The organism is Phormidium sp. FACHB-592 (genome assembly GCF_014695795.1).
Classification (GTDB): Bacteria; Cyanobacteriota; Cyanobacteriia; order Leptolyngbyales; family Leptolyngbyaceae; genus Stenomitos.
Map to the genome: position 1 here is coordinate 328,627 of NZ_JACJOZ010000103.1, position 14,499 is coordinate 343,125.

The window sequence follows — 14,499 nt, forward strand, 5'->3', positions numbered from 1 at the left end:
AAGGAGAACAGCAATCCCCAAAGAGATTGCCAGTATCAACATCTACTGACTAAGAGTCCATTTGTTCTGATGCAAGCTTATCTGCATTGCTGCCTGTTGCCTCATCGCTGGCAACGGATGGCACAACATCACTGTCAGTTGCCAATGCTGTGATCGCAGGGGTTTCTGCCTCTACCCACAAATCGCTAGCAAGGGGATCAGTACCAGGTGACGCTTGCGAAGGGGGAGGCGTAGCTTGAGTAGCGGTTAATGGCACCGTTTCGACCACTGCTGGATTCACCTCGGAGCGAAGAGGCGGCAAAAACCGATTGACCCGTAAACCCACCAGTGTAAAACTACGTCGGATTGACTCCAACGGATAAGGGGGCGTAGCAGCAAATGCTGATTCAGTAGTCAACATGACGCTAGCGACGCTGATAGGCACCTGCATGAAGAGATTGCTACCAAGAAAGGCACCTGCAGCCAGCAGTAGCCCGAAGAAACGCCATCTGGGCAAAAATGCAACAACAGGTGCGGCGATCGGAGCAATAGCGTAGATCTTCCACAACAGAAAAACTAAGAAGACTGGCGTCACTGCCGCCAACACACGATTGCGCTGCGATTTAAACAGAACTAACAGCCGCCGTTGGTCATCGGTGAGTTGCTCTGGCTTCACTGCCACTGCCATCACACTAAAAATGTAGAACGGACGCTGCCATTGCATCCACAAGATAGGAGCAACACCCGCTACGGCTACCAGCAAAATCTCTAGCCATACTGGTAGAAGCGGATCGCCGGTCGCAAACCCGACCAAACAGATCTCTAGAAAAAGAGGAAGTGCTGCTAACCCCGCAAGGTGTATCCAAAGGTAAGGGTCAAACCAGAAAAAGCGCATAAGCAACGTCAACCGATGAAGCCATGCCAAGTATAAAGCCTGACGCAACCTAAGCTTTGGAAATGAAAGCCTGGACGTACTAGCAAAGCGCTGTTTACCTAGAGCCGTTAATTCGGTAACGAGTCTGGTCATGAGACGATCGCGCGGCAACTTAAAAGAATTAACGGTGCGATCGCCGATTGCGTTGCTAATTCATAGTGTTATTTGCTTCAGCGATTGCTAGAGAATGGGGCGATCGCCGAAACACGCTATCCCCTTCTAGCCCGCCTTGTTTACAGCTCACTTTAGGGATAGGTTGCTCCTGAAAATATCTTTTACTGCACCAAGCAAACTACTGTGCTGAGGATGCTGCACGTTTCTGCTTAAGTGCCTGTAGCTGCTGTAAAAGCAAATCGGCTTCTGCTTGAAGATGAAGAAACTCAACTTGCTGGTCCAACTGGTACTGAGACTTCATTGCTTCGATCAAGCGTGAACGATGCTGATCGACAACGGCTGCTTCAGCCTTCTGTGCTTGAAGTTGCTCTGCTTCGGAGGCAGACACACGTATTGAACTGTTGCTGGTTAGAATTTGGCTAGTCATTTGTACTTACTCACACCGCAGGTATAATCTTAACCCAAACTTTACAAAATTTTAGCAATGCCCTCCGCAAACTGTAATCACAGGAGTCAGTTTTGAAACTGGCAAAATTACGGAAACAAAATGTTAGCAGAGACGACACCAATTGCAACCCTGGGTTTTTTGGAAGACGCCTAAGCTTACTGCTGGGCACATCTTTGACATTTGACAATTGCCTGGCAATCAAAAACCATTGCAGAAGCACTAGTGCCGCCCCGCCTGAAAGGAAGATGTCGTAACCACGATCGCTAGCGATCGTGGTAAAAGGAGCGTTCGGGGTAAACTGAGATTGACGTCACTTTCGACTGACCAAACCATACTCGATCAACGTAACGTCGATCGCCATAGGTAGGGTTAACAGCCGCAAGGATTGTCATCTGCAAACCCGCTTAGTTCGATCGCGTAAAGCCTGTGACCACTGTTTTGCCTGCTGACTCCCATCGCTCTCCCGCACAGCCATCTGCTCACTCTGGACCTGTTGCTCAAGCAGCAAAAGCAGGCTGGCACGGGTTAATCGAAGCATATCGCCCCTATCTGCCTGTTACTGACCAAACGCCCGTAGTGACACTGCATGAAGGCAATACACCGTTGATCCCTGCGCCTGCGATCGCGGCTCAAATTGGCAGGCAAGTAAAGGTTCTTGTAAAGTACGACGGTCTAAACCCCACCGGGAGCTTCAAAGACCGGGGCATGACAATGGCGATCTCTAAAGCAAAAGAGGCAGGCGCGCAAGCGGTAATTTGTGCCAGCACAGGCAATACCTCTGCTGCTGCTGCTGCTTACGCTCGTCGCGGTGGCATGAAAGCGTTCGTTTTGATCCCTGAGGGCTACGTAGCGCTAGGAAAATTGGCGCAGGCGTTACTCTATGGTGCAGAGGTATTAGCAATTAAGGGCAATTTTGACCAGGCATTGAGTATTGTGAGAACGATGTCTGAGCACTATCCCGTTACGTTGGTCAATTCGGTAAACCCTTATCGCTTAGAAGGGCAAAAAACTGCCGCTTTTGAAATTGTGGATGCGTTGGGAGACGCACCAGACTGGCTCTGTATCCCAGTTGGCAATGCAGGTAACATCACTGCTTACTGGATGGGTTTTTGCCAGTATCACCAGGCACAGCGCTGCGCCAAGTTACCTCGCATGATGGGGTTCCAAGCTGCTGGAGCTGCGCCCTTTGTCACTGGGCAGCCTGTTGAACAACCAGACACTCTTGCTACTGCCATTCGGATTGGGCATCCAGCGAACTGGGATCGGGCGATCGCGGTACAGCACGCGAGCCAGGGCAGTTTTGCTGCCGTTACTGACGCTGAAATTTTAGACGCTTATCGCCTACTAGCATCTGAGGAAGGTATTTTTTGTGAACCTGCTAGCGCGGCTTCGGTGGCTGGGCTGCTAAAGGTCAAAGAGCAAGTTCCCACTGGCGCTACAGTCGTCTGCGTTCTTACAGGCAATGGACTCAAAGATCCTGATACTGCCATCAAGCACAGCCAAAACCAGCTTCGTCTGGGCATTGAGCCAGTGTTGGATACAGTAGCGCGGGCAATGGGGTTTTAGAAAGAAGGCTGAAGGCTGAAGGATAAGGGCTAAATTTCAGTCTCCAGCCCTTATCCTTTGCTCGCCTAGCCCTTTGCTTCCGACATTCCCATCACTTCATAACCAGCATCAACATAAAGAATCTGCCCGGTAATGCCGCTTGACAAGTCGCTACAAAGGAATGTGGCAGCGTTGCCGACCTCAATCTGTGTAACCGTCCGGCGCAGGGGTGCTACTTGCTCAACATGGTGAATCATATCGAGAATGCCACCCACGGCTGAGGAGGCAAGGGTGCGAATAGGTCCGGCTGAAATGGCATTGACACGAATGTTATGAACGCCAAGGTCAGCAGCAAGATAGCGCACGTTCATTTCTAACGCGGCTTTGGCAATGCCCATCACGTTGTAATTTGGGATGACCCGCACGCCGCCCAGGTAAGTCAACGTGACGATGCTGCCGCCCTCTGTCATCAATGGTTTTGCTGCTGCACAGAGCTTGACTAATGAGTAAGCGCTAATATCTAACGCTGTAGCAAAGCCGTCACGAGACGTATCCACAAAATGTCCAGTTAAGTCTTCCTTATTGGCAAAGGCAAGGCAGTGAATGAGGATATCGAGTTTGCCCCATTGCTCTTTGACAGTGGCAAATGTTTCTTCGACTTGAGCATCATTCTGAACGTTGCAAGGTACAAAGAGGCTGGGCTGCAATGGTTCTACCAGCTCAGCCACTTTCTTTTCAAAGCGTCCTTTGTCATCGGGTAAGTAGGTAATGCCAATGTTTGCGCCTGCTTTGTGGAGCTGTTGGGCAATGCCCCAGGCGATCGAGCGATTGTTGGCTATGCCAGTTACAAGGGCATTTTTTCCGGTCAGGTCTAGCATGGCGATCTATCTTCAACAGCAACTTCGAGTGCTTCAAGAATACTCAAAGATGGAGCATCAAGGGTAGTGAGCCGCTGAACGGTCGTCGATCGCTGAAATTTGTTGAGTTATTTTGTTCTTGTTAGGGTAATTTGAAGCGATCGCTGCTTTTGCGTTCACACTGGGGTAGGGAGTCCGCTAAGTGGCTGTCAGGCGCTTAATGTGACTATCTACAGAAGAATGTGTAACATCAGGCACAAAAAAGCCGACTGGAGTGAGTTTAAGTGTTCTAAGTTACAAACTCTTGATCGTCTCAATTTGTCTTCTGTCGTGTGGGCTGGACGGCATAGGCTGAACAGTGTGAGCGGGTAATGTGGGAGCACCAGGTAAGGGGATATGGTAGTGACGCAAGATAGACCGCTGGCATCAGTATTTCGACAAATGGGTGGTGGTGCTTTTCCACCCGTTGTTGAGACATTTGAACGGGGTAAGACTATTTTCTTTCCAGGCGACCCGGCAGAGCGTGTGTATTTTCTGGTGCGCGGTGCGGTCAAGCTTTCTAGAGTGTACGAAGCGGGTGAGGAAATCACGGTCGCGTTGCTACGAGAAAATAGCGTGTTTGGTGTGCTGTCGCTCATCACGGGGCATAAGTCCGATCGCTTTTATCATGCTGTTGCGTTTACACCTGTAGAACTGCTTTCAGTTCCGATCGAGCAGGTCGAGAAAGCGCTAAAGGATAACCCTGAGCTATCCATGATTTTGCTCCGTGGTCTCTCATCGCGCATCCTGCAAACGGAGATGATGATTGAAACGCTGGCACATCGAGATATGGGGTCTCGCTTGGTGAGCTTTTTGCTGATTCTGTGCCGCGATTTTGGTATGCCAACAAACGATGGCATTACGATCGACCTCAAATTGTCCCATCAGGCGATTGCAGAGGCGATCGGTTCAACCCGCGTAACAGTGACTCGTTTACTCGGAGATCTGCGACAAGACAAAATGATTTCAATCCACAAGAAGAAAATTACGGTGCATAACCCAGTGACGCTGAGTCAGCAATTTACTTAGTTCTTAGCAGAGAGAGTCAGCCTGTCAGAAGCGATCGACTTGCAGGGAAAGACCAGCACGGGAGGACTGATAGGTATTTGTTTAAGCCTTGTAACCCTCATTGCTTTACCTCATGATCCCCTTCCTCCTCACTTCTTGCTCCTCACATCTTTCACAGTTACGAATTTCACAACGCGCTACAGAATTTAACGAGTTAAGGTACGCTGTATGTGAATTCGTCCCAACAGCTTCATAGTGCTGTAGAAGTGGGGCTTGTGGGAGTATAAGTGTGTCCGGCGGCGAAATTCTGATTGTGGCAGTGCTGATACTTGGTGCGGTAATTGCCACATTGGGCGATCGCATCGGTACTCGTGTGGGCAAAGCTCGCCTTAGTTTATTCAAGCTGCGTCCTCGAAAGACTGCCACGCTTGTCACTATCATGACGGGTATTCTCATTTCAGCTTCTACGCTAGGGGTTTTGATTGCTGCCAGCAACCAACTGCGAACCGGTCTTTTTGAGCTCGGCACTATTCAACGCCGTTTGCGAAATACTCGCACTGAGCTAGAGCAAGCTAGAAGCCAGAAAGGGCAAGTTGAGAGCGAACTAACAAAATCGCGTACCGATCGCGAAGCGGCAAAGAAGCAACTGACCACGGCAAAGAAGCAACTGACCGAGACCAATCAATCACTAAAAGGGGCAATCACTGAGCGATCGCGTGCCCAGGCAGAAACAGCCAAAACGCAGGCTGCACTTAGCAGCACCCAAAGTCGGCTGACGATCGTCTCACAACAGGCACTCCGACTGCGGTCAGAGATTAGCCAATTGCAGGCACAGCGCGATCAGGTCATTGGTCAACGTGAACAAGAAGTGCGAGCAAGAGACCAGATCATTCAACAGCGTGAAGCCCGCCTCAAAGACCTTGAACAGCAGCAAGAAGCGTTAGTTCAAGATGTTCAACGGTTGCGGTTAACAGCAGAGGGCTTGCGCATCGGCAATGTTGCGATTCAGCGTGGTCAAGTGCTTGCGTCTGTCGCTATTCGGACAACAAACTCAGCGACCGCCAAACAAGCAGTTGATCAAATCTTACGAGAGGCAAACCAGGCAGCGCTTCGCTCCGTGCGACCAGGAGCCTCCGAACAAGTAGTGCAAATTACAAATGCCGAGGTTAAACAACTAATTGAACAAATTGATGATGGACAAGATTACATTGTTCGCATCTACTCAAGCGCAAACTACCTGGTAGGCGAAAAGTTGATTCAGGTTTTTGCCGATGCCGTGCGTAATCGGGTTGTTTTTTTAGCTGGGGACGTTGTGGCTGGCACCTCACTTAATCCAGCAGCAACACCAGATGTTGAGCTTCAACAGCGAATCAACCAGCTCCTTGCCAGTGCTAATTTCCGTGCTCGCAACCTCGGAATTTTAGCTGATTCGGTGCAAATCGGGCGCATTCAAGATGTCATTACCTTTGTTGAACAGTTAAAGCAGTACAAACAAACAGTTGAGTTAAAGGCGGTTGCCGCAGACGTAATCTATACGGCTGGACCACTTAATCTTGAGTTAGTTGCCGTTCAAAACGGGCGAGTGATACTCCGCACGAAAAACCTAACACCGACAACTGATACACCGACAACTGATACACCGACGACTGGTACATCAACGACTGATACACCAACAACTGATAGGCAAAAACCCTAACGCCTAGTGCTGCAATGCTCTGCTTTGATGTTCTTCTGTCGTTCCACAATGCCATGCACTCTAGCTCCTCTGCGCCAACTGAACCACCTGCGTCTGACCAACCCGTGATCTTGGGCTTTGATCCAGGGCGACGCAAGTGTGGTCTAGCTGTGCTTGGGGTCGATCGCACATTGCGCTACCATCAAGTCGTTGAAGCAGAGGCTGCGATCAACACTATTCAAGCACTGCGTCGACAATTTCCGATTTCACTGCTGATTATGGGCGACCAAACCACTGCCAAAGACTGGAAGCAAAAACTCGGTCAGGCTTTCACCGATCCACTTCGCATCATCATGGTGGATGAACGACACAGCAGCCTGGAAGCACGCGATCGTTACTGGCAAATGTACCCAGCTCAGGGGCTAACCAGTCTCATTCCCCAATCGTTTCGTACCATCCCGCGCCCAATCGACGACATCGTTGCCATTTTGTTAATAGAACGATACTTAGAGCGCTTAGTGAACTAAGTGAGGAAGGCAAAAGGCAAAAGGCAGAGGGCAAAAGGCAAAAGGCAGGGGGCAGAATGAATTCAAAAACCTCTTTGCTTTCCCTTCCATTCTTCACTCTTTGCCCTTCCACCGCTTCACCCTTCTCCCGCTTTCCTTCACACTAATTCACACATCTTCAACTGTCTTGGTTACAGGTACAATTCACGGTACGCTAAGAAAGCATTTAGAGCGATCGAAATTGACTATGACTGCTTTTTCCACCTCTGAGTCGGCGACCTCGACCACGCTTCCACCCTCCGATTCGCGCGAGCGCGTCAGCCAGTTTCTCCGCAGCTTGCAAGATCAGATTTGTCAGGGTTTAGCACAAGTTGATGGCAATGGAACGTTTCAGGAAGATAGCTGGGTACGCGAAGATGGCGGTGGTGGTCGATCGCGCGTGATGCGAGAAGGCGACGTTTTTGAGCAGGGTGGCGTCAATTTTTCGGAAGTATGGGGCAAAGATCTGCCGCCCTCGATCGTCATGCAGCGCCCAGAAGCTAGAGGCTATGAGTTTTATGCCACGGGCACGTCGATGGTCTTACATCCACGCAATCCCTACATCCCCACAGTTCACCTCAACTATCGCTACTTTGAAGCTGGTCCTGTTTGGTGGTTTGGAGGGGGGATTGATCTCACACCCTACTATCCCTTTGCGGAAGACGTGGTTCACTTCCACCAAACGCTGAAGCAAGCGTGCGATCGCCACCATCCAGAGTATTACCCTACATTCAAGCTCTGGTGCGACGAATACTTCTACTTGAAGCATCGTCAGGAGACACGCGGCGTTGGCGGTATTTTCTTTGACTACCAAGATACGCAGGGCATTCTCTACCCGGTTGCTTACCCCGGTTCTCAAAGCGATACGGCAGCAGCTCGCCATAGCCAGTCTGTTGGTACAGTCCATAACCGCAACTGGGACGATCTCTTTGGTTTTATCCAAAGCTGCGGTACAGCCTTTTTGCCTGCTTATTTGCCAATTGTTGAACGGCGGCGTTCACACGAATATGGCGAACGTGAACGCAATTTTCAACTTTATCGGCGTGGACGCTACGTCGAATTTAACCTCGTGTACGATCGGGGCACCATCTTTGGCTTGCAGACTAACGGACGCACTGAGTCGATTCTGATGTCGCTGCCCCCGCTTGTACGTTGGGAATATGGCTATACCCCAGAACCTAATACTCCAGAAGCCGCCCTCTACGAAACCTTCTTGAAACCACAAGATTGGGTCAACTGGACATTACCATCCTAAGAAGTCTAGGATAAACTACTGGTAGGATATTTTTTGCACCCATATTGCAAGCTGTCTGACGGCCACACTTAACTCGTTTACGCCTGTAATGTGTGTCAGGTCCTGCTTAAAGGGCGATGTTATTGCCTTTCTCTAGGGAACAATTGCTTAAAGGGGCTATGTAGCTTGATACAGACCTTGATCGTCGAGACACAGCGCAAAGCTTCGGTTAAAATCACCAACATAACTACCGTTCTTAGGAGAGGGTAAGTGTTCCCTATGGAGCAAAAATCAATTCACATGGAGCAAAAAACCCATACGACCCAAGACGGGACGATTGTCATCGTTTTAACGCCTACGGGGCGGCTTGACATTACAACGGCATGGCAGTTTCGGTTAAAGCTACAGGAATCTATTTCTAAGCTCAGCCACCATGTAGTCGTCAATTTGGGTCAGGTTAACTTTATTGATAGCTCTGGATTAACATCGCTTGTTGCTGGAATGCGCGATGCCGACAAAGTACGTGGCAGCTTCCGCATTTGCAACGTTCATCCTGAAGCAAAGTTAGTGTTTGAAGTAACGATGATGGACTCGGTGTTTGAGATTTTTGAAACTGAGCAAGAGGCACTAGAAGGCGTACCAAGAGGCATTGCGAGTTAGGTTAACTTGTTTCGCTGGGAATCATACAGCCGCAGACTGCTTTAATTTGGGCAGTCTGTTTTCGTTTGCGTACTGTTGAGCAGAGCGATCGTAGCAATGGCATTGCAGAGCTCTCTTTGGGAAGTAGGCATACTCTAACGAAAAAGGAGCTTTTCAAATTTTCCTTGTGTAGCGAAGGCTCCTACTTTGACGTAAATTTGGCGCTTTGCATGCCTTTTTTTCACTAGTAGCGTACCCTTAACAAGAAGAACGCTATAGGTAGCAGTTGATTTGACAAAGTATCGTGAGCAGCTTTCACTTTTTTCTGTGTCCGAACAAAAGACGTTGGGCTACGCTACCCAGCCAGCAGAAGGGCTAAGAATTAGCGCTGAAGCCTTGCAGACATGGAAACAGCGGCTTTTTCACTATCAGCAGCAGGTGACGATCGCGCCACCATTACAGCAAGGCACGTTATTTGACACGCCTGCTCCGAAGGCAGACCCAGACAGTCTTGATCCGTTTAGCTTGCCGCAGCAGAATACAGAATTCTGGCGCTGGAAAGCGAGCGATCATGGTGTAGCAGCGCTTTACTTTGTCATTGACTACACCCTACCAATTCTGCTCTACGTTGGCGAGACGGTGAAGTCTGGACAGCGATGGAAAGGCGAACATGATTGCAAGCGTTACCTGCTGAACTATCGGCAGGTTCATTACCAAAATCAGCTCGAAACCTTGCTAGGTATTGCGTTTTGGTCGCTTGCACCAACGCAGACCCGTGATCGCCAACGCTTAGAGTCTGCACTGATTTCTAAGTGGCGATCGCCATTCAATAAGGAAAACTGGGCTTTTTGGGGCACTCCGTTTACGGGCACAGGCATTAGTTAGCGCCAAACACAGGAGCACTTGGTAGCAAAAGACACAAAAGCCTTACGTGTTTCTAGCCTCCCTTTATAGCGACTTTACCTAATTGTCTCTTCCGCTCGTTACCGTAGAAACAGGTTGGGTCACTTAGACACCAACACCAAGAGACAAGCGAGATGGACAGCAACAGGGGGCTTGTTGCTGTCCATCTTGTTTTGAGAGGTGATTCGTTTTGGGGCTTAAAGAATACATCAACAGTGATCGCGCAAATTTCGGCTGCCTAAGCAGCATTTACGCCAGCGTTTTTGCGACCGCTTTATTACTAGCCTGTTGAGTGCGGACAACCCACTCGATAACCTGTTGCCCCAAGCGAATGTCGTCCAGACGATCGATCTCGCGGATACCTGTAGGGCTAGTGACATTCACTTCGGTCAGGTAGCCGCCAATAATATCAATGCCAACAAACGCCAGACCATCACGTTGCAGCGTGGGCGCAAGCTGAGCGCAGATTTTAAGCTCTCTTTCGGTGATGGTGGTTTGAGCTACTCTGCCGCCTACTGCCATATTGCCCCGAAATTCGTTGCCAGTGGGAATCCGGTTTACAGCACCGATCGGTTCACCATCCAGCAAAATAATGCGTTTGTCGCCATCTTTTGCTTCTGGCAAATAGGTTTGCACCATCACAGGGACTTGCCCCTGATTAGTACTAATTTCAACCAGTGAATTAATGTTGCGATCGCCCGCTTCCAAGATGAGAATGCCTTCTCCTGCCTTGCCACCCAGGGGCTTCAAAACTGCTACGCCTTTGCGCTCCACAAACTGCCGGATCACCTGCTTATCCTGGCTCACAATTGTTTCTGGAATCGCATCAGCAAATTGCAGCGCGTACATTTTTTCGTTGGCGGCTCGAATGCCTGCGGGAGAGTTGACCACCAACGTTTTAGCAGGATCGATATAGTCCAAAATATATGTAGCGTAAAGGTAAGGCACCGTCACAGGCGGATCAGTCCGCATAAAAACGGCAGCCATTGCCTCTAATGGTAAGAGGGCGCGATCGCTCACCTTGAACCAGGGGTTAGCCGCACTCCACAGACCCTCAACAAGTGTTACAGGTGTAAGGTCAACACGCTCTAACGGTGCCAAGGCTTTGCCGTCCACAACACTCAGTTGCGCTGCCTGCGTGATCCAGACTTCGTGCCCAAGTACCTGTGCGGCTTCCATTAAGGCAACGCTGGTATCGTGCCCAGGGTCAAGTCGCTGGATCGGGTCGATGATGAATGCAAATTTCACAGGGTTTAACCTTTGTCAGTGGTCAATGGTCAGATTGGCAGCATTAGTCGAGCCATGGTTAGTAGGCGGACTGTAGGTTGGAAACGGTAAACAGTTTAGCTAGCTTGCCGTTTAGCTAGCTTGTAGGAGTGGATCGAGCTTGCCCTGTGCATTCAGCGCTGTCATGTCATCACACCCACCGATGTGTTGATTATTAATAAAGATCTGCGGTACAGAACGTCGACCGTTGGCGCGTTGAGACATCTTACTTCTCGCTGGTTCATCGCCGTCAATGCAATATTCGGTGTACTTGACACCTTTGCGATCGAGCAGTGCTTTTGCCCGAATGCAGAAGGGACAAGTACTCCAGGTATAAATTTCGACATTAGCAGCCATAGTCTTAACTCCAGCGTTCAGTCTTCATTTTAGGGCGTGAAGATGAAAAACGTAGAGACTAAGCTTATTCGGGAACACGTTCTAACGTTTCAGAAGCATCTGACTTGGGCAACAGGAGCCGAATTGCCATCACCGCAAACCCTAGGGCCGCCGTAAGCTTGACCAGACGCGCTGGTAGAAAGTAAGCAGTACCTTCGCCAACGAAGACACCCAGCAGACTTGCCAATAAAAGAGCAGCAGCCGTACCAAAAAAGATGGTGCGAGGCGCTTTTGAGTTGCCGCTGAGGGCGATCGCTGCTAGTTGGCTTTTGTCGCCCAACTCCGACAGAAAAACCGTGATAAAGCTGATGCCTAAAAGATGCCAATCCATAGAAAGTTTTGAGTTCTAAGTTTTGAGTTCTAAGTTTTAAGTTTTGAGTTTCAATCCATGTCGCAATCCTTCCCTACATTCTCATAACATCCAGAAAGAGCCAGAGGGAGAGGAATGCCAACATGATGCCAGCAGCGGTATCGAGCGTTTTGGGCGAGACGCGGGATGATAGCCATTGACCAACGAGAACACCAAGCAGGCTTGTTGTCACCAACGCAGCAGCAGCGCCTGTAAACACAATCCACGGCGCATGAGACTCAGCAGACATCAGGAGCGTCGCCACCTGAGTTTTGTCGCCCAACTCAGCCAAAAAGATCGTGATAAAGGTAGTGCCAAACACTTTCCATTGAGAGTTGGCACCGTCTTTAGCGATCGACGAGGGTGCAGTCACTGCAGAAGGGGCAACAGTCGGCGCGATCGTGCTGTCAATCAGTTGATGATGGGTCGTGCCTTCAGTCTTTGGCAACGGTTCTGGTTCGATCAATACTGGTTCCGTCAAGAGATAAGCTTTGCCAAACGGTTTAACCAGATGAGTCGTTTCTAGCAAAGGAGTGATGTCAACAGCAGACGATGAAACTTCCACGGCAACTCTAAAAAGAAAAGGAATTGGCTTTCATTTTCTTTTCATTATCTTCAACTTATTGCTAAAGGTCAATGTTGCTAATGGGTCCGATGCCAACCTCACGCTCGAAGCGAAGCTGCTCCAGACTGCGATCGCCATAGACACCTTCAATCTGCTCTTGGCAGCACGCGATCGCAAAGTCGTTCAGTTCAGTTGGTTCCACCCCAAACAGATCTTGAAAAACGTCTGGTTCGACGCGACAAAAGCGGGGGCGATCGTCGTAAACGCTGCATTCGCGGGTGGCTTTGTCAAAGTGCACACACCAGCCATCATCGCCAACCATGCTCAGGTAAAGCGCCAGTTCTGTGGATAAAAGGTAGTCTTCTAAATCGGGTCGATCGGTTGGGTCTAGGTGGCAACAGGCACCACACTGCTTTACACAGCGCCAAGTTGGCATGAGAGTGAGGGGTAAGGGGAGAAGAGTAAGGAGGGCTTGTGTACCTAAAGATGGCTAAAAATAAGGTTTTGCGTCCCTCCATTTATGTTAGAACGTTTCGAGGTTGGCACGTTTTGAGTGCGGAGTTAAGGCTGACGGTTTGCAACTCAATTTATCCATATAGCCCTTCGTCGAGCTTAACGGGTCAAGCGCCTGAGAGTGCACCGATTCAAGCTTGATTGCTATTTTAACTTTTGTTAACTTTCTTAGAACTGGCATAAGCAGCCAGATAAGATTTGGTTGTTGCGGAAAAGTTACGTCCGCGCATCAAGTTTATTTTAGTGACTGATAGGGAGTAAGGACATGGAATCGATCATTCAGCTTGCGATGTTAGCCGCGGTCGTTATCGCTGGTCCTGTTGTGATTTTTCTGCTGGCAGCTAGTGGTGGCGACCTCTAGAGCAACAGCTTTCTTTCTGCAAGTACCTGCTTTTTGACTGCACACGTTGTAAATGAGCCGTGTCAGTTGCTTTAACGCTGTACTTGCCTGAACGTTTTTCGGATATGAGAGAGTAGTGACTAGCCCGATTCACGTCGGGCTTTTTTATTGAGAGTTTTTTGGGTTTGGTGCAGCCTGATCAAGTGTCTGGATAAAGGTTCGTAGTGCCTGAGTGTAACGCTCTCCGGCAACTTGCTCAACATCGTTATGGTCTGCACCGTCCACGACGAGGAATGTCTTAGGTTGATTGGCACGATCGAAGAGTGCTTGCCCATGCTGAAGCGGAATTGTGCGATCGCGAGTGCCGTGAATGAAGAGCACAGGACAAGGAACAGCACCAATTTTGTTGATATTGGGAAACTTGTCGAAGGGAAAAAGAGGGATGTGGGTAAGCACCCGAAATGTAGATTTGAAGCCGCTTTCAACCACCAACCCAGCCACAGCCTGACGGGTCGCCAAATCAATGCTAGGACCGCTACCAACCGATCGCCCATAGACAATGATGCGGTTGGGTGGCTGCTTTAGCGTTGTCGTGAGGTAGTGGTAGGCAGCGTCAATATCTTGATAAGCAGCCTGTTCGGAAGCACTACCCTGGCTGGTGCCATAGCCCCGGTAGTCATAGGCAAAAACATTCACACCGATCGCCTGGATCTGCGTCAGACGGGGACGAATATCTCCCAGATCTTCGGCATTACCGTGGCTGTAAAGGATAGTGTAGGTTGCCTTGGGGTGAGGTAGATAGACAGCAGAAATCTGTATATTGGGAGCGCTAGTAAGCTTGAGCGTTGTCCGATCGTCCTGATAGCTCGAAGGCTGCGGTTGAAAGATCTGGTGATCGGCAAAAAAGAAGGCGTAAGCACCGAGCGCCAGGTAAATGAAAAGGACTGAGCGCACCACTCGCCCTACAGAAAACTTACCCAGCAAGAGCACTCTGAGACGGTCACGCGGGCGGGTTCGATCGGTATCAAGTGCCAATATTGTGCTCCTATTTAATCCCAGTGCCGTTAATTTGCTGAGCTAAGTCAGCCCTAGTTTAAGTGGATTAACATTAACGGATTGGAATAAGAGCCTACAGAAACGTTCTGACTTC

At 49.6% G+C, this 14,499-nt stretch carries 18 protein-coding genes; 8 read left to right on the forward strand and 10 right to left on the reverse strand.

The features are described from left to right. Window positions 1-49 precede the first annotated feature (49 nt). The 3 genes from H6F86_RS28190 to H6F86_RS33020 all read right to left on the reverse strand — a co-directional run bounded on the left by H6F86_RS28190 (window position 50) and on the right by H6F86_RS33020 (window position 1,867). Window positions 50-874 carry a low-complexity tail membrane protein gene (locus H6F86_RS28190; RefSeq protein WP_190453774.1) on the reverse strand — a complete coding sequence of 275 codons (825 nt, stop codon included), beginning with the start codon at window positions 872-874 and terminating at the stop codon, window positions 50-52. A 331-nt stretch (window positions 875-1,205) separates the two neighbouring features. Then, a complete protein-coding gene (locus H6F86_RS28195; RefSeq protein WP_190453777.1) occupies window positions 1,206-1,454 on the reverse strand; it encodes a hypothetical protein in 249 nt (82 codons plus the stop codon). Window positions 1,455-1,738: 284 nt separating this feature from the next. Next, window positions 1,739-1,867: a hypothetical protein gene (locus tag H6F86_RS33020; protein ID WP_277881722.1), complete on the reverse strand. Its 129-nt coding sequence runs from the start codon at window positions 1,865-1,867 to the stop codon at window positions 1,739-1,741. A gap of 136 nt (window positions 1,868-2,003) precedes the next feature. On the opposite strand from H6F86_RS33020, the gene thrC reads away from it, so the two are divergent. Further along, the gene (thrC, locus tag H6F86_RS28200) at window positions 2,004-3,041 is read left to right on the forward strand and encodes a threonine synthase (protein WP_347241339.1); all 1,038 of its coding nucleotides are present in this window, start codon (window positions 2,004-2,006) and stop codon (window positions 3,039-3,041) included. A 65-nt stretch (window positions 3,042-3,106) separates the two neighbouring features. Here the strand turns inward: thrC and fabI are convergent, their stop codons facing one another. After that, window positions 3,107-3,898 (reverse strand): enoyl-ACP reductase FabI, encoded by a 792-nt coding sequence (gene fabI, locus H6F86_RS28205; protein ID WP_190453784.1) that lies wholly within the window; start codon window positions 3,896-3,898, stop codon window positions 3,107-3,109. A 375-nt stretch (window positions 3,899-4,273) separates the two neighbouring features. Between fabI and ntcA the strand changes: the two genes are divergently transcribed. The 6 genes from ntcA (at window position 4,274) to H6F86_RS28235 (ending at window position 9,902) form a co-directional block, all read left to right on the forward strand. Next, the gene (gene ntcA / locus H6F86_RS28210; RefSeq protein ID WP_190453787.1) at window positions 4,274-4,945 is read left to right on the forward strand and encodes a global nitrogen regulator NtcA; all 672 of its coding nucleotides are present in this window, start codon (window positions 4,274-4,276) and stop codon (window positions 4,943-4,945) included. A 268-nt stretch (window positions 4,946-5,213) separates the two neighbouring features. Then, complete coding sequence (locus H6F86_RS28215; RefSeq protein ID WP_190453790.1) at window positions 5,214-6,620, forward strand: DUF3084 domain-containing protein; 1,407 nt, start codon at window positions 5,214-5,216, stop codon at window positions 6,618-6,620. Window positions 6,621-6,673: 53 nt separating this feature from the next. Next, the gene (locus H6F86_RS28220) at window positions 6,674-7,126 is read left to right on the forward strand and encodes a pre-16S rRNA-processing nuclease YqgF (RefSeq protein WP_190453794.1); all 453 of its coding nucleotides are present in this window, start codon (window positions 6,674-6,676) and stop codon (window positions 7,124-7,126) included. Between the two features lie 226 nt (window positions 7,127-7,352). Continuing rightward, a complete protein-coding gene (gene hemF / locus H6F86_RS28225; RefSeq protein ID WP_190453797.1) occupies window positions 7,353-8,399 on the forward strand; it encodes an oxygen-dependent coproporphyrinogen oxidase in 1,047 nt (348 codons plus the stop codon). 258 nt (window positions 8,400-8,657) lie between these two features. After that, entirely contained in the window at window positions 8,658-9,038 is a 381-nt protein-coding gene (locus H6F86_RS28230; protein ID WP_190453800.1) for an STAS domain-containing protein, read from the forward strand. Window positions 9,039-9,344: 306 nt separating this feature from the next. Next, complete coding sequence (locus H6F86_RS28235) at window positions 9,345-9,902, forward strand: GIY-YIG nuclease family protein (protein ID WP_206756120.1); 558 nt, start codon at window positions 9,345-9,347, stop codon at window positions 9,900-9,902. 267 nt (window positions 9,903-10,169) lie between these two features. Here the strand turns inward: H6F86_RS28235 and gshB are convergent, their stop codons facing one another. The 5 genes from gshB to H6F86_RS28260 form a co-directional block, all read right to left on the reverse strand. Continuing rightward, window positions 10,170-11,168, reverse strand: a complete 999-nt coding sequence (gene gshB / locus H6F86_RS28240) for a glutathione synthase (RefSeq protein WP_190453808.1) — start codon at window positions 11,166-11,168, stop codon at window positions 10,170-10,172. A 111-nt stretch (window positions 11,169-11,279) separates the two neighbouring features. After that, a complete protein-coding gene (grxC, locus tag H6F86_RS28245) occupies window positions 11,280-11,543 on the reverse strand; it encodes a glutaredoxin 3 (RefSeq protein ID WP_190453811.1) in 264 nt (87 codons plus the stop codon). A 64-nt stretch (window positions 11,544-11,607) separates the two neighbouring features. After that, window positions 11,608-11,913, reverse strand: coding sequence for a TMEM165/GDT1 family protein (locus tag H6F86_RS28250; RefSeq protein ID WP_190453815.1), 306 nt, complete (start codon window positions 11,911-11,913; stop codon window positions 11,608-11,610). Between the two features lie 73 nt (window positions 11,914-11,986). Then, a complete protein-coding gene (locus H6F86_RS28255) occupies window positions 11,987-12,496 on the reverse strand; it encodes a TMEM165/GDT1 family protein (RefSeq protein ID WP_347241260.1) in 510 nt (169 codons plus the stop codon). A gap of 61 nt (window positions 12,497-12,557) precedes the next feature. Beyond that, the gene (locus H6F86_RS28260; RefSeq protein WP_190453818.1) at window positions 12,558-12,932 is read right to left on the reverse strand and encodes a YkgJ family cysteine cluster protein; all 375 of its coding nucleotides are present in this window, start codon (window positions 12,930-12,932) and stop codon (window positions 12,558-12,560) included. A 342-nt stretch (window positions 12,933-13,274) separates the two neighbouring features. Here H6F86_RS28260 and H6F86_RS28265 point away from each other — a divergent pair, with 342 nt between their 5' ends. Then, the gene (locus tag H6F86_RS28265) at window positions 13,275-13,370 is read left to right on the forward strand and encodes a photosystem II reaction center protein Ycf12 (RefSeq protein WP_190453822.1); all 96 of its coding nucleotides are present in this window, start codon (window positions 13,275-13,277) and stop codon (window positions 13,368-13,370) included. A 144-nt stretch (window positions 13,371-13,514) separates the two neighbouring features. Here the strand turns inward: H6F86_RS28265 and H6F86_RS28270 are convergent, their stop codons facing one another. Then, complete coding sequence (locus H6F86_RS28270) at window positions 13,515-14,384, reverse strand: alpha/beta hydrolase (RefSeq protein ID WP_190453825.1); 870 nt, start codon at window positions 14,382-14,384, stop codon at window positions 13,515-13,517. Window positions 14,385-14,499: the final 115 nt, after the last annotated feature.